Raw genomic sequence first — 21,158 nt, 5'->3', positions numbered from 1 at the left:
GGGACTGTGTCGGAATCAAAAAAGCCTACCCTGATGATCATCGATGGCCACTCGCTGGCGTACCGGGCGTTCCACGCCCTGCCCATCGACAGCTTCCAAACCCAGGACGGGCAGCACACCAACGCCATCCACGGGTTCCTGTCGATGCTGCTGAGCCTGCTCCGCACCGAGAATCCGAGCCACATCGCCGTGGCATTCGATATCTCCCGGTATTCCTTCCGCACCCGCGACTACCCCGAATACAAGGGCACCAGGGCGATCACTCCGTCGGAGTTCAAGGGCCAGGTGCCCCTGCTCCAGGAAGCCCTCAAGGCCCTGAACATCACCACCCTGACCAAGGACGACTACGAGGCAGACGATATCCTCGCGACGCTGTCGGTTCGTGGCACCGCCGAGGGCTACGACGTCTTTGTCGTGTCCGGCGACCGGGACACGATCCAGTTGGTCAACGACACCGTCACCCTGCTCTACCCGGCCAGCCAGGGCGTTTCGGCGCTGACCAGGTATGACCCGGCCAAGGTACGCGAGAAGTACGGCATCGCCCCCGAACAGTACCCGGACATTGCCGCGTTGGTCGGCGAGACCAGCGACAACCTGATCGGCATCAGCAAGGTCGGCGAGAAGACGGCCGTGAAGTGGCTGGAGAGGTTCGGCAGCCTCGACGCGATCCTCGAGCACGCCGACGAGATCACCGGCGTTGTCGGCGCCAACCTGCGTGAGCAGAAGGACAATGCGATCCGCAACCGCCGCCTCAACCGGTTGGTCACCGATCTCGACCTGCCCGTCGAGCTGCGCGACCTGGTGCGCGGACCGATCGACGAGGACGCCGTGCGCGAGGTCTTCGGCCGCCTGGAGTTCCGCACCCTGTTGGACAGGGTGATCAAGCTCGAGGCCAACGGCAATGGCAATGGCAACGGGACCGCCACCGGTGACGCCGCCGGCGCGGCCCCGGTCGCCGAGGTACCCGCGGCGGCGAAGGCACCGGTGCAGCGCGAACTGCTCGACGAGGAACTCGCCACCTGGCTGGACCGGGTGACCACGACCGGAACCGCCCTATCCGTCACTGTCGAGCTCCTCAACGGCCTGCCGATCGGCTTCGGCCTGGCCACGGCCACCGAGACCGCGACGGTGGCCTGGCAGCCCGGTCGGGCCGATTACCGGCCGCTCGAGGAATGGCTCGCGGGCCCGAGCCCCAAGGTCATGCACGACGCCAAGCCGCAGGTGAAGGCCCTCACCCGCGCCGGCCTGGTGCTGAACGGATTGGCCATCGACACCTTGGTGGTCGGATGGCTGCTGCGCCCGGGCGGCCCCGACAAGACTCTCGCCGACCTCGTCAAGCGCTACCTCGACGAGACCGTGCCCGTCGTCGACCCCAACCAGCTGGTGCCGGATGAGAGCGTCGCCGGCGGCGTCGCCGTGGACTCCTGGTACACGGTGCGCCTCGCCGCCGCCGTGACCGCGTTGCTCGACTCGGGTTCGCGGACGGTTCTGACCGACATCGAGATGCCCACCCTGATGACACTGGCCGGCATGGAACTGGCCGGCGTCGCGGTCAACCACACCGAACTCGCGGCCCTGTCGGTACAGCTGGGCGACACCGCGGCGGAACTCGCGGCCGGCGCCTACGCCCAGATCGGCCGCGAGGTCAATCTGGGCTCGCCCAAGCAGCTGCAGGAGGTGCTCTTCGATCAGCTGGGCATGCCGCGCACCCGGGCCAACAAGACCGGTTTCACCACGGATGCCGGCGCCCTCGCCGATCTGCAGGCCAGCAACCCGCACCCGTTCCTCGACCTGCTCCTCAAGCACCGGGACGCCACGAAGCTGCGCCAGATCGTGGAAACCCTGGACCGGGCCATCGACGACACCGGCCGCATCCACACCACCTACGTGCAGATCGGCACCGCCACCGGCCGGATCTCCTCCACCGACCCGAACCTGCAGAACATCCCCGTCCGCACCGAGGAAGGCCGCCGCATCCGGGCCGCGTTCCACGCCGGGTCCGGCTCCGAAAGCCTTCTCACCGCCGACTACTCGCAGATCGAGATGCGCATCATGGCGCACCTCTCCGAGGACGCCGGCCTCATCGAGGCGTTCAACGCCGGCGAAGACCTGCACAGGTTCGTCGGCGCCAGGGTCTTCGGTGTCGCACCTGAGGACGTGACCGGGGAGATGCGCAACAAGGTCAAGGCCATGTCGTACGGCCTCGCCTACGGGCTCAGCGCCTTCGGCCTGTCCAAGCAGCTGCGCATCGAATCGCGCGAGGCCAAGCAGCTCATCGCCGACTATTTCGCCAGGTTCGGCGCCGTACGCGACTACCTGCGCCGGGTGGTCGAGCAGGCCAAGGTCGACGGCTACACCACGACGATCTTCGGCCGCCGCCGGCCGTTCCCCGAGCTGAACAGCCCGAACCGGGTGCTGCGGGACAACGCCGAACGGGCCGCTCTGAACGCACCCATCCAGGGCTCTGCCGCCGACCTGATGAAGATCGCGATGAACAACATCGCCCTTGACCTGCGCGAGCAGGATCTGCAGAGCCGAATGATGCTGCAGGTTCACGACGAACTGATCTTCGAGGTCGCCCCGGGGGAGTGGGACGCTCTGCAGCACGTCGTCACCCAGCGGATGGAGTCCGCGGCCGATCTGCTGGTGCCGCTGGACGTGCAGGTGGGCCGCGGGGCCAACTGGGACGCCGCAGCGCACTGACCTGGGCCATGTCCTAGGCTCGGAGGATGACTCTGAACGAAGGCCGGACACCCACCCCCGTCGACCAGATCGCCGAGGGGTGGGTGGACACTCTGGTGTCGCTCGACCCCACGGTGGGCACCTATATCGGCCGGTCGGCCGACGGTTCGGGCTTTGCGGACTATTCGCCGGACGGACACGCCGCCTACGTGCAGGCCGCGGCCGACACCATCCGGCTGCTGGACGACAGCGTCCCGGTCGACGACGTGGACAGGGTCACCCGCACCGATCTGCGCAGCAGCCTCGCGTTGGACCTGGAGAGCTCCGCCGCCGGCCTGCAGCTGCGCGACCTCAACGTCATCGCGTCACCCGCGCAGGGCATCCGCGAGGTCTTCGACCTCATGCCCACCGCCACGGTCGAGGATTGGCGCAACATCTCCGCGCGCCTGGGCGCCGTGCCGGCGGCCATCTCGGGCTACATCGAAAGCCTGAGTGTGGGCATCGAGCAGGGCATCACGCCGGCCCGGCGGCAGGTGCGCGAGGTGCTCGACCAGGCCAGACGCAACGCCGCCAACGACGGGTTCTTCAACCACTTCGTCGCCGACGCCAGCCTCGAGCACGGTTCGCTGCCGGCCTCCCTGGCCACCGACCTCGGTGCCGGAGCCCACGCGGCGGCCACCGCCTACGAGCGGCTGGCGACGTTCCTCGCCGACGAACTCGAGCCCCGTGCCACCGAGCAGGATGCCGTCGGCCGGGACCTCTACGCGCTGAGGTCGCGGCACTTTCTCGGCGCCACCATCGACCTCGACGAAACGTACGAGTGGGGCATCCAGGAACTCGCCCGCATGACCGAGGAACAGGAGAGCGTGGCCAGGCAGATCAAGCCCGGCGCCACCGTTCTCGAGGCGATCGCGTTCCTGGACACCGACCCGGCCCGGAAGCTGCACGGCACCGACGCCCTGCAGCGCTGGATGCAGGAGACCAGCGACCGGGCCGTCGCCGAACTCGGCGCCACCCAGTTCGACATTCCCGAAGAGATCCGCCGTCTGGAGTGCCTGATCGCCCCCACCCAAGAGGGCGGCATCTACTACACCGGGCCCACCGATGATTTCTCCCGCCCCGGCCGGATGTGGTGGTCGGTGCCCGCCGGCGTCACCGAATTCGACACCTGGCGCGAACTCACCACGGTCTATCACGAGGGAATCCCCGGCCATCACCTGCAGATCGGCCAGGCGGTATACAACCGGGCGTCCTTGAACACCTGGCGCCGCCAGCTGGCCGGCACGTCCGGCCACGCGGAGGGCTGGGCGCTCTACGCCGAGCGGCTGATGGAACAGTTGGGCTACCTGGATGATCCCGCCGACAGGCTCGGCATGCTCGACGGGCAGCGGATGCGCGCCGCCAGGGTCGTGCTCGACATCGGAGTGCACCTGGGCAAGAAGGTGCCGGACGGGTCGCAGACCTGGACCGCCGACTACGCCTTCGACTTCCTGGCCAGAAACGTGAACATGAACGACGGCTTCGTGAAGTTCGAGGTGAACCGGTACCTCGGCTGGCCCGGCCAGGCACCGTCGTACAAGGTGGGCCAACGCATCTGGGAGCAGTTACGCGATGACGCCATGGCCCGCGAGGGAACCGGCTTCGACATCAAGGAGTTCCACCGCCGCGCCCTCGACCTCGGCGGGGTCGGCCTCGACACCCTCCGGTCGACCCTGCAGAACTAACCCGGTGCCGATGCTGTCGCCGTACGAGGCCGTCCTCGGCGGTGACCTGACGGGACTGCATCCACAGCTGCGCGCCTACTTCACGGCCATCCCGGCCGGTCGGCACGGCCTCGGCCGGGGGACCTTCGACAGGGTCGGCACCCCGCGGCGCTGGCTGTGGCCGGTTCTGGCACTGCTGGCCCGCGACGCCGTGCTCTTCCCGGTCTGGGAACACGACGTGCCCTTCCTGGTCGTGAACCGGCCGGGACCCGATCTGGTGCATGCTGTGCGCCGCTTTGAATTTCCGGCCGGGTCCCGCGACATGATCGATGTCATCGGCGCGGATGCCGGCGGCCTCGCCGACCGCCTCGGCCGGAGCGGACGCCTGGAAACCCGCCTAGCCGCCCGCGTCGTCGACGGTGCCCTGCACCTGGATTCCGCCGGTGTCTACCTGCACCTCGCCGGCAGCCGGGTTCCGGTCCCACGGCTGTGCGCACCCCGGGTTCACCTGACGGAACGTTTCGACGACGGCGACCAGCGGCAGCACGTGCAGGTCATCGTGAGCCTGCCGTTCGTCGGGCGGGTGTACGAATACTCGGGGTCCTTTCGGTACTCGATCGAAGTCGCGTGAGATGCCTCGCCGCCGGCGCCGAGAACGGGTTGCCGGGGCGCTCCCGAAACAGCTAAGCTTTACTGTCACGCTTGTGACGAATTAGCCGCTGCCAGTCGCGGATCTTGAACACGTATCGCACGACCTTCCCTTCTGGCCCGAATATGTCCATCCTGGAGCAACTACTACATGACAATCGCAACGACCGAACGGGCACCCAAGCAGGTCGCCATCAACGACATCGGATCTGCTGAAGACTTCCTTGCCGCGGTCGAAAAGACTCTGAAATTCTTCAACGACGGCGACCTCATCGAGGGCACCGTTGTGAAGATCGACCGCGACGAGGTCCTCCTCGACGTCGGCTACAAGACCGAGGGTGTCATCCCCTCCCGCGAGCTCTCCATCAAGCACGACGTCGACCCCTCTGAGGTCGTCAAGGTCGGCGACCTGGTCGAGGCACTCGTTCTTCAGAAGGAAGACAAAGAAGGCCGTCTCATCCTGTCGAAGAAGCGCGCTCAGTACGAGCGTGCATGGGGCGACGTCGAGAAGATCAAGGAATCCGACGGAGTCGTCACCGGTTCGGTCATTGAGGTCGTCAAGGGCGGGCTCATCGTCGACATCGGCCTGCGCGGCTTCCTGCCGGCATCGCTCATCGAGCTTCGCCGTGTTCGCGACCTGACCCCGTACCTGGGTCAGGAGATCGAGGCCAAGATCCTCGAACTCGACAAGAACCGCAACAACGTCGTCCTGTCGCGCCGCGCCCTGCTCGAGCAGACGCAGTCCGAGAGCCGCACCACGTTCCTCAACAACCTCCAGAAGGGACAGGTCCGCAAGGGCGTCGTCTCGTCGATCGTCAACTTCGGTGCGTTCGTCGACCTGGGTGGCGTTGACGGTCTGGTTCACGTCTCCGAGCTCAGCTGGAAGCACATTGAGCACGCCAGCGAGGTCGTCGAGGTCGGTCAGGAAGTCACCGTCGAGATCCTCGAGGTCGACCTGGACCGCGAGCGCGTTTCCCTGTCGCTCAAGGCCACGCAGGAAGACCCGTGGCAGGTCTTCGCCCGCACCCACGCCATCGGCCAGGTTGCACCGGGTAAGGTCACCAAGCTCGTCCCCTTCGGCGCGTTCGTTCGCGTTGCAGAGGGCATCGAGGGCCTGGTGCACATCTCCGAGCTGTCCGGCAAGCACGTCGAACTCGCCGAGCAGGTTGTCTCTGTCGGCGACGAGGTGTTCGTCAAGGTCATCGACATCGACCTGGAGCGTCGCCGCATCTCGCTGAGCCTCAAGCAGGCCAACGATGGTGTCGACCCCGAGGGCACCGAGTTCGACCCGGCACTCTACGGAATGCTCACCGAGTACGACGACCAGGGCAACTACAAGTACCCCGAGGGCTTCGACCCGGAGACCAACGAGTGGCGTGAAGGCTTCGACTCCCAGCGCGAGAAGTGGGAGCAGGACTACGCTGCAGCCCAGGCTCGCTGGGAAGCACACAAGAAGCAGGTCGCATCCGCGAACGACGAGATCATCGCCCCCGGCGATGTCGCGTCCGCAGCCGGTAACTCGTTCACCAGTGAGGCTGCCGGAGCCGGCACCCTCGCCGACGACGAGGCGCTTGCCGCACTCCGCGAGAAGCTGTCCAGCAACAACTAGAAGCTGGCAACACCTAGCACCACCCACCCGGCTTCTGCCGGGACCAGCACAGGCCGGGCCCTTCGGGGTCCGGCCTGTTCCGGTTAAGCAGCGCCCCTCCGTTAGCATGGAGCGGTGTACTTGATTGGGTTGACCGGCGGGATCGCATCGGGCAAGAGCACCGTGGCGAAGCGATTCGCCGAACACGGAGCCGCGGTGATCGACGCCGATCAGCTCGCCAGGGCCGCCGTGGCGCCGGGCACCGATGCGCTTGCCCATATCGCCGACATCTTCGGCCCCGAAGTGATCGCCGAGGACGGCAGCCTCGACCGCGCCCGCCTGGGCTCGATAGTATTCGGCAACCCCACCGCCCTCAGCGTCCTCAACAACGTGGTCCACCCCGCCGTGCGTGCGCTCTCCAGCGCGGCCATCGCCGCCGCCGAGCGGTCCGACCCTGAGGCCGTCGTCGTCTACGACGTTCCCCTGCTGGTCGAGGCGTCCGTGGGCCACCCCTTCGACCTGATCGTAGTCGTCCACGCCGAAGCCGAGACTCGGGTGCGCCGCATGGTCGAGCTGCGCGGCATGCCGGAAGCCGACGCCCGGCGCCGGATCAGCGCCCAGGCCGGCGACGCCGACCGCCTCGCCGTCGCCGACGTCGTGATCGACTCGATGGGCTCCCTCGACGAGACCCTGGCCCAGGTCGACCGGCTGTGGGATTCGGAGCTTCGCGCAAACCACCGGTCCGCCCACTCCGACTCCACTGTCGGTGGCGCTCCCTAGACTGGAAGCATGGAACCCACCCGCGCCGTTCATCCCTTCGAGGTCGTGAGCGAGTACACGCCCAGCGGCGACCAGCCCGGCGCCATCGCCGAACTCACCGGCCGGATCAATGCCGGTGAAACCGACATCGTGCTGCTCGGCGCCACCGGAACCGGCAAGTCCGCGACGACAGCCTGGCTGATCGAGCAGGTACAACGCCCCACCCTGGTCCTCGCCCACAACAAGACCCTGGCCGCGCAGCTTGTGAACGAGTTCCGCGAGTTGATGCCCAACAACGCCGTCGAGTACTTCGTGTCGTACTACGACTATTACCAGCCAGAGGCGTACGTGCCGCAGACCGACACCTTCATCGAGAAGGACTCCTCGATCAACGAGGAAGTCGAACGGCTCCGGCACTCCACCACCAACTCGCTGCTCAGCCGACGCGACGTCATCGTCGTCTCCACGGTGTCCTGCATCTACGGCCTGGGCACCCCCGAGGGTTACCTCGAAGCCATGGTGGCGCTGCAGGTCGGCCAGAAGGTCGACCGGGACTGGCTGATCCGCAAGTTCGTGGCCATGCAGTACCAGCGCAACGACGTCGACTTCTCCCGCGGCCACTTCAGGGTGCGCGGCGACACCATCGAGATCATCCCGATGTACGAAGAACTCGCCATCCGCATCGAGATGTTCGGGGACGAAATCGAGGCGCTCTACAGCCTGCATCCGCTCACCGGCGATGTCGTGCGAAAGCTGGATGCCGTGTCGGTGTTCCCCGGCTCCCACTACGTGGCCAGCACCGACGTCATGCAGCGGGCGATGGTGACGATCAAGGAAGAACTGGAGGAACGGCTGGGCCAGTTGGAACGCGAGGGCAAGCTGCTGGAAGCACAACGCCTGCGGATGCGGACCACCTTCGACCTGGAGATGATGGAACAGATCGGATTCTGTTCCGGCATCGAGAACTACTCCCGGCACATCGACGGGAGAAGTGCGGGCGAGCCCGGGCACTGCCTGCTCGACTACTTCCCCGACGACTTCCTCGTGGTCATCGACGAGTCCCATGTGACGGTGCCGCAGATCGGCGCCATGTTCGAGGGCGACTCGTCACGCAAGCGCACCCTGGTCGAGCACGGGTTCCGGTTGCCCAGCGCGCTGGACAACCGCCCGCTCAAGTGGAACGAGTTCAAGGGCCGGGTCGGCCAGACCGTGTACCTATCCGCCACCCCCGGCAAGTACGAGATGGGCATCGCCGACGGCATCGTCGAGCAGATCATCCGCCCGACCGGTCTGATCGACCCGCAGATCATCGTCAAGCCGTCCGCCGGTCAGATCGATGACCTGCTCGAGCAGATCCGTCTGCGCGTCGAACTCAACGAGCGGGTCCTGGTGACCACCCTGACCAAGAAGATGGCCGAGGAACTCACCGACTTCCTCACGGAGGCCGGCGTTCGGGTGCGCTACCTGCACTCAGACGTCGACACCCTGCGCCGGGTGGAGCTGCTCACCGAGCTGCGCCAGGGCCTGTACGACGTCCTGGTGGGCATCAACCTGCTCCGGGAGGGCCTCGACCTGCCCGAGGTGTCCCTGGTGGCCATCCTCGACGCCGACAAGGAAGGGTTCCTGCGCTCGTCCACCTCGCTGATCCAGACCATCGGTCGCGCCGCGCGCAACGTCTCCGGCGAGGTGCACATGTACGCCGACAGGATGACCGACTCGATGGCCAGGGCCATTGACGAGACCGACCGGCGGCGGGAGAAGCAGGTGGAGTACAACACCCTGCACGGTATCGATCCCACCCCCCTCCGCAAGCGCATCGCCGACATCACCGACGCGCTCTCCCGCGAGGAGGCCGACACCGCCGAGCTGCTGGCCGGCCGGGACGCCCGCCGCCGCAGCCCCACACCGTCGGTGCGCAAGGGACTCGCGGCCAACGGCGCCAACGACCTCGAATCGATCATCGCCGACCTCAACGCGCAGATGCTCGAGGCCGCCGGCGAACTCAAGTTCGAATTGGCCGGCAGGCTGCGCGACGAAGTGTCCGAGCTCAAGCGGGAGCTGCGCCAGATGGAGAAGGCCGGCCACCTGGCCTAGTCGGGGTCTCCTGTTGCCAGTGCGGACTTCTGCGGCCGGTGCGCCGGACGCAGAAGTCCGCTACAGCAACAGTTGCGGCCGTTGCCCCGGTGGTGATGGTGCTGCAGTGTCGGTGGCACTGCTTAGACTCGAACGGTGTCAATTTCCAAGGTAGAGCAGGGCTCCCAACTCAGCGTCCGAGGCGCACGCGTTCACAATCTGCACAACGTCAATCTCGACATTCCGCGCGACTCGCTCGTCGTGTTCACCGGGCTGTCCGGCTCCGGCAAGTCGTCCCTCGCGTTCGACACCATCTTCGCGGAGGGCCAGCGTCGGTACGTGGAATCGCTCTCCGCCTACGCGCGCCAGTTCCTCGGGCAGGTCGACAGGCCCGATGTCGACTTCATCGAGGGGCTCAGCCCCGCTGTGTCCATCGACCAGAAATCCACGAACCGCAACCCGCGGTCCACCGTGGGCACCATTACCGAGATCTACGACTACATGCGCCTGCTCTGGGCACGTATCGGGGTGCCGCACTGTGCCGTCTGCGGGGAGATCATCCAGTCGCAGACCGTGCAGCAGATCGCCGACCAGCTCATGGAAATGGAAACCGGCGTGCGGTACCAGATCCTGAGCCCGATCGTGTCGCAGAAGAAGGGCGAGTTCGTCGACCTGTTCAAGGAGCTCGCCGCCGGCGGGTACTCCCGCGCAATGGTCGACGGCGTCCAGATCCAGTTGAACGAACCACCCACGTTGAAGAAGCAGCTCAAGCACGACATCTCCGTGGTCGTCGACCGCCTCGTCGCCGGGCCCGACCTGCTCAGCCGGCTCACCGACTCCCTGGAGACGGCGCTCAAGCTCACCGACGGCCTCGTTCAGGTCAACTTCGTCGACCTCACCGGCGACGAGGCCTGGCAGAGCTATTCAGAGAAGCTCTCCTGCCCGAACAACCACCCCGTGCAACTCACCGAGATCGAACCGCGCACCTTCTCGTTCAACGCACCGTTCGGTGCCTGCCCCGAATGCTCCGGCCTGGGAACCCGTATGTCCGTCGACGAGGACCTCCTTCTCGGCGACCCGGATCTGAGCATCGCTGAGGGTGTCGTCCTGCCCTGGACCACCCAGGGCAAGGGACTCTTCCAGTACTACGAGAAGCTCCTGGACGGGCTTGCCCGCGACCTCAAGTTCTCGCTGGACACTCCGTGGAAGAAGCTCCCGGCCGAGGTGCGCACCGCTGTCATGCGCGGCGACAACTTCGAGGTCAAGGTCAAGTGGAAGAACCGTTACGGCCGGGAGATGAGCTACACCTCCGGTTTCGAAGGTGTTGTGCCCTACATCGAGCGCCAGTTCCTGCAGGCCGAAACCGACACCCAGCGCCAGCGCTGGGGGGAATACCTGCGCGAGGTGGACTGCCCGGTTTGCGACGGCACCCGGCTCAAGCCCGAGGTACTCGCCGTTCTCGTGCACGATATGAGCATCGCCGATATCTGCCGGCTCAGCCTCGCCGATGCCCGGGACTTCATGGACAAGCTCGAACTCACCGAGCGCGAGAAGACCATTGCCGCCCAGGTGCTACGTGAGATCAAGGTGCGCCTGGACTTCCTGCTTCGGGTGGGCCTGAACTACCTCAGCCTGGCCCGCGCGGCCGCGACCCTGTCCGGCGGCGAGGCCCAACGCATCCGGCTGGCCACCCAGATCGGTTCGGGACTGACCGGGGTGCTCTACGTCCTCGACGAGCCCAGCATCGGGCTGCACCAGCGCGACAACCGGCGCCTCATCGAGACGCTGGTCGCGCTCCGCGACCTGGGCAACACCCTCATCGTCGTGGAACACGACGAGGACACCATCAAGACCGCTGACTGGGTGGTCGACATCGGACCGGGCGCCGGGGTCAACGGCGGCCACGTCGTGCACTCGGGGTCATACGCTGACCTGCTCACCAACACGAAGTCCCTCACCGCGGACTACCTCTCCGGCCGGAAGTCGATCGCCACCCCGACGACACGTCGGCCGCTGGACCCCGACCGTGAGATCACCGTGGTGGGTGCCGAGGCGAACAACCTCCGGAAGGTCACGGTCAAGTTCCCGCTGGGCGTCTTCACCGCCGTCACCGGCGTCAGCGGGTCCGGCAAATCATCCCTCGTCAACGACGTGCTGTACAGGGTCCTCGCCAACCGGCTCAACGGCGCCCGGAAACTGCCTGGCCGGCACACGAAGGTCACCGGCCTCGACCAGCTCGACAAGGTGATCCACGTGGACCAGGCCCCCATCGGACGCACCCCGCGCTCGAACCCGGCCACCTACACCGGCGTGTTCGACAAGATCCGCAACCTGTTCGCCGAGACCATGGAGGCCAAGGCCCGCGGCTACCTGCCCGGCAGGTTCAGCTTCAACGTCAAGGGCGGCCGCTGTGAGGCGTGCTCCGGCGACGGTACCATCAAGATCGAGATGAACTTCCTGCCCGACGTGTACGTGGCCTGTGAGGTCTGCGGGGGAGCCCGGTACAACCGCGACACCCTCACCGTGCACTACAAGGGCAAGAACATCGCCGAGGTCCTCGACATGCCGATCAGCGAGGCCGCCGAGTTCTTCGAACCGATCTCGGCGATCCACCGGTTCCTCAAGACCCTGGTCGAGGTGGGGCTCGGGTATGTGCGCCTGGGGCAGAGCGCCACGACCCTCTCCGGAGGTGAGGCGCAGCGGGTCAAGCTGGCCACCGAGCTGCAGCGCCGTTCCAACGGGCGCAGCGTGTACGTTCTCGACGAGCCGACCACCGGCCTGCACTTCGAGGACGTGCGCAAGCTCCTGCTGGTGCTGAACAGCCTCGTCGACAAGGGCAACACCGTCATCGTCATCGAGCACAACCTCGACGTGATCAAGTCGGCCGACTGGGTCATCGACCTGGGCCCGGAGGGCGGCTCCGGCGGCGGCAAGGTGCTCGCCACCGGAACGCCCGAGCACGTCGCGGCAGTGAAGAAGAGCCACACCGGAACATTCCTGAAGGAGGTCCTCGCCACACGGTAGGCGCAGGAGAACATGTCTGACGCTCTGAGCTATCGCCCCAAGCCCGGGGAGATCCCCACCCAACCCGGTGTCTACAGGTTTCGCGACGCCTCCCGCCGGGTGCTCTACGTGGGCAAGGCCAAGAACCTGCGTGCCCGGCTGAGCAACTACTTCGCGCCGCTGAGCAGCCTGCACGAACGCACCCGGCGGATGGTGACGACGGCGACCAGCGTCGAATGGACGACCGTGGGCACCGAGATCGAGGCGCTGCAGCTCGAGTGGACGTGGATCAACGAATTCGACCCGCCGTTCAACGTGCAGTTCAAGGACGACAAGTCGTACCCGTACCTTGCGGTGACCCTGGCGGACGAGGCACCGCGGGCGCTCGTGACCCGCACGTCCGGCATCAAGGGCGCCCGCTACTTCGGGCCGTACCCCAAGGTGTGGGCCGTGCACGAGACCATCGACCTGATGCTCAAGGCATTCCCGATCCGCACCTGCAACAACGCCAACTACAAGCGTGCCATGCAGTCGGGCAAGCCCTGCTTCGCCGGCCAGATCGGTCGCTGCTTCGGGCCCTGCTCGGGCAAGGTGGGCATCGAGGAACACCGCAAGATCGTCAACGAATTCGTCAGCTTCATGGGCAGCCAGGATCGCAAGCTCATCAACAGCCTCACGGCCCAGATGAAGGACGCCGCTCTGGCGCAGGACTACGAAACCGCGGCCAGGCGGCGCGACCAGGTGAAGGCGCTCAACGCCGTGCTGGAGAAGAGCGCGGTCGTGCTGCGCGACAACGTCGACATCGACCTGTTCGCGATCGAACAGGACGAGCTCGCCGCGGCCGTTCAGCTGTTCATCGTGCGCGGCGGGCGCATCCGCGGTGTGCGCGGCTGGGTCGTCGACAAGGAACTCGACCTGAGCACCAGTGAACTGATCGACTCGATCATGCAGACCGCCTACACCGGCGACGCCGTGCCGCCCCGGGAAATTGTGCTGCCGGAGCTGCCGGACGACGCCGACGCCCTCGAAGGCTGGCTCGGCGAGATCGCGCACCGCAAGGTGCGGCTCGTCGCCGCCCAGCGCGGCGAGAAGGCCGCCCTGCTGGTCACGGCCACCCAGAACGCCAAGCAGGCGCTGATGCTCTACAAGACCCGGCGCAGCTCCGACTTCGTCGCCAGATCGAAGGCCCTCGAGGACCTCCAGGAGGCACTGGGCATGGAATCCGCCCCGCTCCGGATGGAGTGCTACGACGTGTCGCATCTCGGCGGGACCAACATCGTGGCGTCGATGGTGGTCTTCGAGGACGGGCTGCCGCGGAAGGACGAGTACCGCCGGTTCGGCGTCCCGGAGTCCACCGACGACACCGATTCCCTGTATCGGGTCCTCACCCGGCGGCTGGCCTACCTGGTTCCCGACGACGCCACCCCGGAGGCTCTGCCGAAGGGCGGCGTCATCCCGGTGCCGGCCAACCCGCTTGACGGCATGGCCGTCGCGGAGGCCTCCGGCGCGGACGAGCCCGCCGCGGACGAGGCGGACCCAACAGCGAAACGGGCGAAATTCCGCTACCAACCGAACCTGCTCATCGTCGACGGCGGGCAACCGCAGGTCGCGGCAGCGGCACGAGCCCTGCGGGAGTCCGGAGTCCAGGGCATCACCCTGTGCGGCATCGCGAAACGGCTGGAGGAAATCTGGCTGCCGGATTCCGAGTACCCGGTGATCCTGCCGCGCAACAGCGACGCCTTGTTCCTCATCCAACGCATCCGCGACGAAGCGCACCGCTTCGCCATCACTCATCAACGCGCCAGACGCAAGCGGGACATCAACACCATCCTCGGCGAAATTCCCGGCTTGGGCCCCGCCCGCATCAAAGTGCTGTTGGTGCACTTCGGGTCGGTCGCGCGCCTCAGAGAGGCGTCGGTCGACTCGATCGCCGAGATCCGGGGGATCGGGCCTGCCCTCGCCGAGGGCATTCACCGGCACCTGCGCGCCTAGAGACGCCCCCCGGTCGGTAGGCTGGACATTCACTAACTTCGACCGAAGGCGTAATCCAGCATGAGCACGGACACCGAAAAGCAGGAAATGCTGATCGTTACCGGCATGTCCGGCGCCGGTCGATCGACCGTCGCCAACGCCCTGGAGGACCTCGGCTGGTACGTGGTCGACAACCTGCCGCCGCAGATGCTGCGCCCCCTGGTCGAGCTCGTCGGACGGGCGGGCACCAGCCTGCCCAAGATCGCGGCCGTCGTCGACATCCGAGGCCGGGACTTCTTCGGCGACTTCCAGGAGCTCGTCCAGGCGCTCCGCAGCGGCACGCAGGTCCGGGTGATCTTCCTCGAAGCGCGTGACGATGTGCTCGTCCGCCGATTCGAAGCGGTTCGGCGCCCCCACCCGCTGCAGGGTGAGGGGACGATCCTGGACGGCATCTCCGCCGAGCGCACCCGGCTGGCCGTCGTGCGGGAATCCTGCGACATCGTCATCGACACGTCGGATCTCAACATCCACCAGCTCGCCACCACGATCACCGAGCGTTTCGCTGCGGAGAACGCGGCCGGGCTGCACCTGACCGTGATGAGTTTCGGATTCAAATACGGGTTGCCCACCGATGTCGACATGGTCGCCGACGCCCGGTTCCTGCCGAATCCGTTTTGGATCCCCGAACTTCGCGCGCACACCGGCCTCGATCCCGAGGTCAGCGAATATGTGCTCGGCCAGGACGGTGCGCGTGAGTTCATCACCAGCTACGCGGCCGCCGTCCGACCGGTGCTCGCCGGCTACCAGCGCGAGAACAAGCGTCACGCCACCATCGCCATCGGCTGCACCGGCGGTAAGCACCGCTCGGTGGCCATGGCGAGGGAACTCGCCGGTCTGCTCCAAGAATTTCCCGGCGTCGCGGTAAGCCTCAAGCACCGCGACCTCGGACGAGAATAACGACACGGTCTGCCGTCCAACGTGACGGCCGGCCCGAACAACAGAATGGAAATGACGATTGGCACTCACCATCGACGTCAAAGATGAACTATCCCGCGTCGAGGTTTCGAAGACCACGGTTCGCGCGGCCGAACTGGCGACGATCCTGCGTTTCTCCGGCGGTCTGCACATGATCTCCGGTCGAATCGCCATCGAGTCGGAACTCGATACCCCGCTTCTGGCCCGCCGGGTGCGGAAAGACCTCGCCGAACTGTACGGCGTGCGCAGCGACGTGTCTGTGATCACGGCGTCCGGGCTCCGCCGCACCAACCACTACCTCGTGCGGGTACTCGACGGCGGCGAAACACTGGCCAGACAGACGGGACTGCTCGACGCCCGCCGCCGCCCCATCCGTGGACTGCCCAACCGTCTGACGACGGGTTCGAAGGAAGAGATCGCCGCGGTCTGGCGTGGTGCGTTCCTCGCGGCCGGCTCGCTGACCGACCCCGGTCGCTCCGCCGCCCTCGAAGTCGTCTGCCCGGGCAACGAGGCCGCCATGGCCATCGTGGGTGCCGCCGGGCGCCTCGGCATCGTCGCGAAGGCCCGCGAGGTACGCGGCGTCCACCGCGTCGTCATCCGTGACGGTGACGCCATCGGCGCGATGCTCGTGCAGATGGGCGCCGCGGAAACCGTACTCAACTGGGAAGCGCTGCGCCAACGCCGCGAGGTGCGTGCCACGGCCAACCGCCTCGTGAACTTCGACGACGCCAACCTGCGCCGCTCCGCCCAGGCCGCTGTCGCGGCGTGCGCCCGGGTCGACAGGGCGATGGAGATCCTCGGCGACGACATCCCGGAGCACCTGCGATACGCGGGGGAGCTGCGCCTGTCCTTCCGGGACTCCAGCCTCGACGAACTCGGCCACCATGCCGACCCGCCCATGACCAAGGACGCGGTGGCAGGCCGGATCCGGCGCCTCCTGGCGATGGCAGACAAGAAGGCCGTCGACCTGGGCATCCCCGGCACCGACGCCAACCTGCCGGCCGATCTCGACGACGTCTGATCACCCCTCCGCGGACGGCCTGCACACCGGTAAGAGGGGACTAACGTCCCCTATTCACCTGAGTAGACTAAAAAGGTCACTTACAGTGCAGATGGCGTGAGAAATCGCGGCGCTGCCACACAATGAGGAGATACGAGCTATGGCCGAATACACCCTGCCTGAACTGGCTTACGGCTACTCTGCGCTCGCGCCGAGTATCAGCGGCACCATCATGGAACTCCACCACAGCAAGCACCACCAGGCCTACGTGACCGGCGCCAACACCGCCCTCGCCCAGCTGGCGGAGGCTCGCGACTCAGGCAGTCTCGTGTACGTCAACAAGCTCGAGAAGGACCTCGCGTTCAACCTCGGCGGCCACGTCAACCACTCGATCTTCTGGACCAACATGTCCCCGAACGGTGGCGACAAGCCGGCCGGTGAACTCGCCAGCGCAATCGACGACTTCTTCGGTTCGTTCGACAAGTTCCAGGCGCACTTCGCGGCCACCGCGATGGGCGTGCAGGGTTCCGGCTGGTCAGTGCTGGCCTGGGACTCCATCGGTCAGCGCCTGATCATCCAGCAGTTCTTCGACCAGCAGGCCAACTTCGCGGCCGGCACGGTACCGATCCTCATGCTCGATGTCTGGGAGCACGCCTACTACCTCGACTACCAGAACGTGCGCGCCGACTACGTCAAGGCGTTCTGGAACATCGTCGACTGGGAGAACGTCCAGGCGCGATTCGTCGCCGCCCGCGAAAAGACCAGCGGACTCCTGCTGCTCTCCTAGAGTCTCCCCACTCACACCTTCAGTTCTTTTCCTTCCCACCACCCGGCGCCACACGCGTCATCAATAACAGGAGCTATTTTGTCTGTAAAGATTGGCATTAACGGATTTGGCCGCATTGGCCGCAACTACCTGCGCGCCGCACTGGCCCAGGGCAGCGACATCGAAATTGTCGCCGTCAACGACCTCACCGACACCAAGACCCTGGCGCACCTCCTCAAATACGACTCCATCACGGGCCGTCTGGACGCCACCGTCTCCGTCGAGGGCGACTCCATCCTCGTCAACGGCAAGCCGATCAAGGTTCTCGCCGAGCGCGACCCGGCCAACCTCCCCTGGGGCGCCCTGGGCGTCGACATCGTGATCGAGTCGACCGGTCGCTTCACCAAGGCCGACGATGCGCGCAAGCACATCACCGCCGGTGCCAAGAAGGTCATCGTCTCCGCTCCCGCCACCGGCGACGTTGCGACGATCGTCATGGGCGTCAACGAGGAGACGTACGACTCCGCGAAGTTCGACATCATCTCCAACGCGTCTTGCACCACGAACTGCCTCGCACCGCTGGCCAAGGTCTTCAACGACAACTTCGGCATCAAGAGCGGCCTGATGACCACCATCCACGCGTACACCGCAGACCAGAACCTGCAGGATGGCCCGCACAGCGACCTGCGTCGCGCCCGCGCCGCCGCCGTCAACATCATCCCGACCTCGACCGGCGCCGCCAAGGCCCTGGGCATCGTCCTCCCGGAGCTCGCCGGCAAGCTTGACGGCTTCGCCCTGCGCGTACCCGTGCCCACCGGTTCCATCACCGACCTGACCGTCATCGCCGAGAAGCCGGTCACCGTCGAAGCCATCAAGGCCGCGTACAAGGCAGCAGCAGAGGGCCCCCTCAAGGGCATCCTGATGTACACCGAGGACGAGATCGTCTCCAGCGACATCGTGACCGACCCGCACTCCTCGATCTTCGACGCCGGCCTGCTGCGCGTCCTGGGTGACCAGGTCAAGCTGTCCTCCTGGTACGACAACGAGTGGGGCTACTCCAACCGCATGGTTGACCTCACCGAGTTCGTCGCCGAGCGCATCTAACTAAGGGACACGCAGTGACGCTTCGCACTATCGAATCGCTGGGATCGCTCCACGGCAAGCGCGTCATCGTTCGGTGTGATCTGAACGTTCCGTTGAAGGACGGTCAGATCACCGACGATGGCCGCGTGCGGGCGTCCCTGCCCACCCTCAAGGCTCTGGTCGAGCAGGGTGCCCGTCTGGTGATCGTTTCTCACCTCGGGCGCCCTGACGGCCAGGTCAACCCCAAGTACAGCCTGGCGCCCGTTGCGGCGCGTCTGGCCGAACTGATCGGTTCCCCGGTGGCGTTCGCCACCGACACCGTCGGAGAATCTGCCCAGGCCGCGGTCGCGGCTCTGACAGACTGTGACATCGTCGTGCTGGAGAACCTGCGCTTCAACGCGGGCGAAACCAGCAAGGTCGAAACCGAGCGGGTGGCCTTCGCCACCGAGCTCTCGGCGCTCGGCGATGCCCTGGTCTCCGACGGCTTCGGCGTCGTCCACCGCAAGCAGGCCAGCGTCTTCGACCTGGCCCAGATCCTGCCGAGCGCGGCCGGCCTGCTCATCGCAGCAGAGCTCGACGTACTCGACCGCCTCACCGAGAAGCCCGAGGCGCCGTACACGGTGATCCTGGGCGGCTCGAAGGTGTCGGACAAGCTCGGGGTCATCGGCCACCTGCTGCCGCGGGTGAACTCGCTCCTGATCGGCGGCGGCATGCTGTTCACCTTCCTCGCGGCCCAGGGCCACAAGGTCGGCGCCAGCCTACTCGAGGTCGACCAGATCGAGACCGTTCGCGGCTACCTCGCCGAGGCCGACCGTCTCGGCGTGAAGATCGTCCTGCCGACCGACGTCGTCGTCGCCTCCAAGTTCGGGGCAGACGCCGAGTACGTCACCACGCCGGCCGATCAGATCGAGGACACCCCGTTCGGCGCTGCCGGACTGGGCCTGGACATCGGACCCGACACCGCGGCCGCATTCGCTGCGATCATCCGGGTGTCGAAGACCGTGTTCTGGAACGGCCCGATGGGCGTTTTCGAACTGGCACCCTTCGCGGACGGCACCCGCACGGTTGCCGCCGCACTCACCGAGGTCAATGGGCTCAGCGTCGTCGGCGGAGGAGACTCCGCCGCTGCCGTGCGCATCCTCGGTTTCAACGATGACCAGTTCGGTCATATTTCTACCGGCGGTGGCGCCAGCCTCGAGTTCCTCGAGGGTAAGCGACTGCCAGGACTGGAGGTCCTCGGATGGCAGTAAACACGCGTGTTCCCCTGATTGCAGGAAACTGGAAGATGAACCTGGACCACCTCCAGGCCATCGCCTTCGTGCAGAAGCTGGCGTGGAGCCTCAAGGACGCCGGACACGACTTCACCTCCACCGAGGTCGCCGTGTTCCCGCCGTTCACCGACCTGCGCAGCGTGCAGACGCTGGTCGCAGCGGACAAGCTGCCCCTGGCCTACGGCGGACAGGACGTCTCCACTCAGGAGTCCGGCGCGTACACCGGTGAGATCTCGGCCGCCTTCCTGGCCGCGCTCGAATGCCAGTACGTGCTGATCGGCCACTCGGAGCGACGCACCCTGCACAACGAGACCGACGAGGTCGTCGCTGCCAAGGTGACCGCCGCGTTGAAGCACAACCTGGTTCCCATCATCTGCGTCGGCGAAACCGCCGCAGACCTGGAACTGCACGGTCCCAGCGCCGTTCCGGTCGCACAGCTCAAGGCTGCGCTTGCCGGAGTCGACAACGCCGCGGACATCGTCGTGGCGTACGAACCGGTCTGGGCCATCGGCTCGGGCCAGGCGGCAACGCCCGACCAGGCAGAACAGGTTGCAGCCGCGCTGCGGCTGACTCTGGCCGAGGTGCTCGGCCAGGACGTCGCCGACAAGACCCGGATCCTCTACGGTGGTTCGGTCAAGGGCGTCAACATCGCCGGTTTCATGAAGGAACCGAACGTTGACGGAGCACTGGTGGGAGGCGCGAGCCTGGACATCACCGAGTTCTCCAGCATCGTTCGCTTCCAGAAGCACGTCGGACTGTAAAGTGAGCCCGCCGCACCCCCTCCGGGGGGTGCGGCGGGTTTTGTTTGCCGTCAGGCTATAATTGCCAGTGGTCTTGGTGGAGCTCTAGCGCCCATCGTTTTGTGAAAGGTTTCGCGTGGAGATTCTCCAGGTTGTATTGCAGGTTTTGCTCGGCATCACGAGCCTCCTGCTCACCATGCTCATTTTGCTCCACAAGGGGCGCGGTGGGGGTCTATCCGACATGTTCGGCGGTGGGGTCACCTCGAATCTCGGCGCCTCCGGCGTTGCGGAACGTAACCTCAACCGCATCACCATCATCCTGGCCGTACTGTGGATTTCCTGCATCGTCGTGCTGGGCTTGATCACCAAATTCGATACCGGCGCCTAACGACGTCGTAGCGTCGCGGGGCCCCACCCGCGACGCCCACCGCATCCGGTCACCCACGGCGGGACCGGATCGCAGCAGTACAACCCGAACACGCCGAACAGTTTTTAAGCGGAGGAACACAATGGCATCTGGTGGAAGCGCAATTCGCGGCTCGCGAGTCGGAGCCGGCCCCATGGGCGAGCAGGACCGTGGTTTTCACGCTGATCGCATCCGCGTCTCCTACTGGGACGCACTCGGCAACGAGACCGTTCGCTACTTCGCCGCGAACCTGCCCGACGAAGAGATCCCCGACACCATCGATTGCCCGTCGTCGGGACTCCCCGCCGGTCGCGACAAGGAGAACCCGCCGTCGGTGGTCAAGCTGGAACCGTACAAGACGCACCTGGCCTACGTGAAGGAACGTCGCACCGAAGAGGAAGCGGAATCCCTCCTGGAGGAGGCTCTCCAGCAGCTTCGGGTGCGTCGCGGGAAGCTCAGCGCCACCAACTAGCTGATACAAGAAAAAGCG

The 21,158-nt window shown here is 66.1% G+C and carries 16 protein-coding genes; all 16 read left to right on the top strand.

Annotation, left to right across the window (positions count from 1 at the left end):
- Positions 1 to 6 precede the first annotated feature (6 nt).
- The 16 genes from polA to RCH12_RS00820 all read left to right on the top strand — a co-directional run bounded on the left by polA (position 7) and on the right by RCH12_RS00820 (position 21,140).
- A complete protein-coding gene (gene polA / locus RCH12_RS00895) occupies positions 7 to 2,703 on the top strand; it encodes a DNA polymerase I (RefSeq protein ID WP_327015775.1) in 2,697 nt (898 codons plus the stop codon).
- A 26-nt stretch (positions 2,704 to 2,729) separates the two neighbouring features.
- Positions 2,730 to 4,406, top strand: coding sequence for a DUF885 domain-containing protein (locus tag RCH12_RS00890; protein ID WP_327015774.1), 1,677 nt, complete (start codon positions 2,730 to 2,732; stop codon positions 4,404 to 4,406).
- A 10-nt stretch (positions 4,407 to 4,416) separates the two neighbouring features.
- Positions 4,417 to 5,016 (top strand): DUF4166 domain-containing protein, encoded by a 600-nt coding sequence (locus RCH12_RS00885; protein ID WP_327015773.1) that lies wholly within the window; start codon positions 4,417 to 4,419, stop codon positions 5,014 to 5,016.
- A gap of 168 nt (positions 5,017 to 5,184) precedes the next feature.
- On the top strand, positions 5,185 to 6,642 hold the full coding sequence (rpsA, locus tag RCH12_RS00880; RefSeq protein ID WP_088456256.1) for a 30S ribosomal protein S1: 1,458 nt from the start codon (positions 5,185 to 5,187) through the stop codon (positions 6,640 to 6,642).
- 114 nt (positions 6,643 to 6,756) lie between these two features.
- A complete protein-coding gene (gene coaE / locus RCH12_RS00875) occupies positions 6,757 to 7,401 on the top strand; it encodes a dephospho-CoA kinase (RefSeq protein ID WP_327015772.1) in 645 nt (214 codons plus the stop codon).
- Between the two features lie 9 nt (positions 7,402 to 7,410).
- Positions 7,411 to 9,474 (top strand): excinuclease ABC subunit UvrB, encoded by a 2,064-nt coding sequence (gene uvrB, locus RCH12_RS00870; protein ID WP_327015771.1) that lies wholly within the window; start codon positions 7,411 to 7,413, stop codon positions 9,472 to 9,474.
- Positions 9,475 to 9,609: 135 nt separating this feature from the next.
- A complete protein-coding gene (gene uvrA, locus RCH12_RS00865; protein WP_103431867.1) occupies positions 9,610 to 12,477 on the top strand; it encodes an excinuclease ABC subunit UvrA in 2,868 nt (955 codons plus the stop codon).
- Between the two features lie 12 nt (positions 12,478 to 12,489).
- Positions 12,490 to 14,448 carry an excinuclease ABC subunit UvrC gene (gene uvrC / locus RCH12_RS00860; RefSeq protein ID WP_327015770.1) on the top strand — a complete coding sequence of 653 codons (1,959 nt, stop codon included), beginning with the start codon at positions 12,490 to 12,492 and terminating at the stop codon, positions 14,446 to 14,448.
- Between the two features lie 60 nt (positions 14,449 to 14,508).
- On the top strand, positions 14,509 to 15,384 hold the full coding sequence (rapZ, locus tag RCH12_RS00855; RefSeq protein ID WP_103431865.1) for an RNase adapter RapZ: 876 nt from the start codon (positions 14,509 to 14,511) through the stop codon (positions 15,382 to 15,384).
- Between the two features lie 58 nt (positions 15,385 to 15,442).
- A complete protein-coding gene (gene whiA / locus RCH12_RS00850; RefSeq protein ID WP_088456250.1) occupies positions 15,443 to 16,423 on the top strand; it encodes a DNA-binding protein WhiA in 981 nt (326 codons plus the stop codon).
- Between the two features lie 139 nt (positions 16,424 to 16,562).
- On the top strand, positions 16,563 to 17,189 hold the full coding sequence (locus tag RCH12_RS00845; protein WP_327015769.1) for a superoxide dismutase: 627 nt from the start codon (positions 16,563 to 16,565) through the stop codon (positions 17,187 to 17,189).
- Positions 17,190 to 17,267: 78 nt separating this feature from the next.
- The gene (gene gap, locus RCH12_RS00840; RefSeq protein WP_088456248.1) at positions 17,268 to 18,272 is read left to right on the top strand and encodes a type I glyceraldehyde-3-phosphate dehydrogenase; all 1,005 of its coding nucleotides are present in this window, start codon (positions 17,268 to 17,270) and stop codon (positions 18,270 to 18,272) included.
- A gap of 14 nt (positions 18,273 to 18,286) precedes the next feature.
- The gene (locus RCH12_RS00835) at positions 18,287 to 19,501 is read left to right on the top strand and encodes a phosphoglycerate kinase (RefSeq protein ID WP_327015768.1); all 1,215 of its coding nucleotides are present in this window, start codon (positions 18,287 to 18,289) and stop codon (positions 19,499 to 19,501) included.
- Positions 19,492 to 20,283, top strand: a complete 792-nt coding sequence (gene tpiA, locus RCH12_RS00830; RefSeq protein WP_088456246.1) for a triose-phosphate isomerase — start codon at positions 19,492 to 19,494, stop codon at positions 20,281 to 20,283. The genes RCH12_RS00835 and tpiA overlap by 10 nt, the downstream gene beginning before the upstream one ends.
- Positions 20,284 to 20,398: 115 nt before the next feature.
- The gene (gene secG, locus RCH12_RS00825; RefSeq protein ID WP_066595498.1) at positions 20,399 to 20,650 is read left to right on the top strand and encodes a preprotein translocase subunit SecG; all 252 of its coding nucleotides are present in this window, start codon (positions 20,399 to 20,401) and stop codon (positions 20,648 to 20,650) included.
- Positions 20,651 to 20,771: 121 nt separating this feature from the next.
- On the top strand, positions 20,772 to 21,140 hold the full coding sequence (locus RCH12_RS00820; RefSeq protein WP_066595496.1) for an RNA polymerase-binding protein RbpA: 369 nt from the start codon (positions 20,772 to 20,774) through the stop codon (positions 21,138 to 21,140).
- Positions 21,141 to 21,158: the final 18 nt, after the last annotated feature.

Origin of the sequence: Cryobacterium sp. MP_3.1, from assembly GCF_035984795.1 — a bacterium.
GTDB lineage: Bacteria > Actinomycetota > Actinomycetes > Actinomycetales > Microbacteriaceae > Cryobacterium > Cryobacterium zongtaii.
Note: the sequence above shows the minus strand (reverse complement) of the source record. Positions and strands in the feature narration are given on the sequence as shown.

Excerpts from the sequence above, each read along its gene's own strand:
- RCH12_RS00890 (WP_327015774.1), top strand. The coding sequence starts at position 2,730 with ATGACTCTGAACGAAGGCCGGACACCCACCCCCGTCGACCAGATCGCC.
- RCH12_RS00885 (WP_327015773.1), top strand. The coding sequence starts at position 4,417 with ATGCTGTCGCCGTACGAGGCCGTCCTCGGCGGTGACCTGACGGGACTG.
- rpsA (WP_088456256.1), top strand. The coding sequence starts at position 5,185 with ATGACAATCGCAACGACCGAACGGGCACCCAAGCAGGTCGCCATCAAC.
- uvrB (WP_327015771.1), top strand. The coding sequence starts at position 7,411 with ATGGAACCCACCCGCGCCGTTCATCCCTTCGAGGTCGTGAGCGAGTAC.
- uvrC (WP_327015770.1), top strand. The coding sequence starts at position 12,490 with ATGTCTGACGCTCTGAGCTATCGCCCCAAGCCCGGGGAGATCCCCACC.
- rapZ (WP_103431865.1), top strand. The coding sequence starts at position 14,509 with ATGAGCACGGACACCGAAAAGCAGGAAATGCTGATCGTTACCGGCATG.
- RCH12_RS00845 (WP_327015769.1), top strand. The coding sequence starts at position 16,563 with ATGGCCGAATACACCCTGCCTGAACTGGCTTACGGCTACTCTGCGCTC.
- tpiA (WP_088456246.1), top strand. The coding sequence starts at position 19,492 with ATGGCAGTAAACACGCGTGTTCCCCTGATTGCAGGAAACTGGAAGATG.
- RCH12_RS00820 (WP_066595496.1), top strand. The coding sequence starts at position 20,772 with ATGGCATCTGGTGGAAGCGCAATTCGCGGCTCGCGAGTCGGAGCCGGC.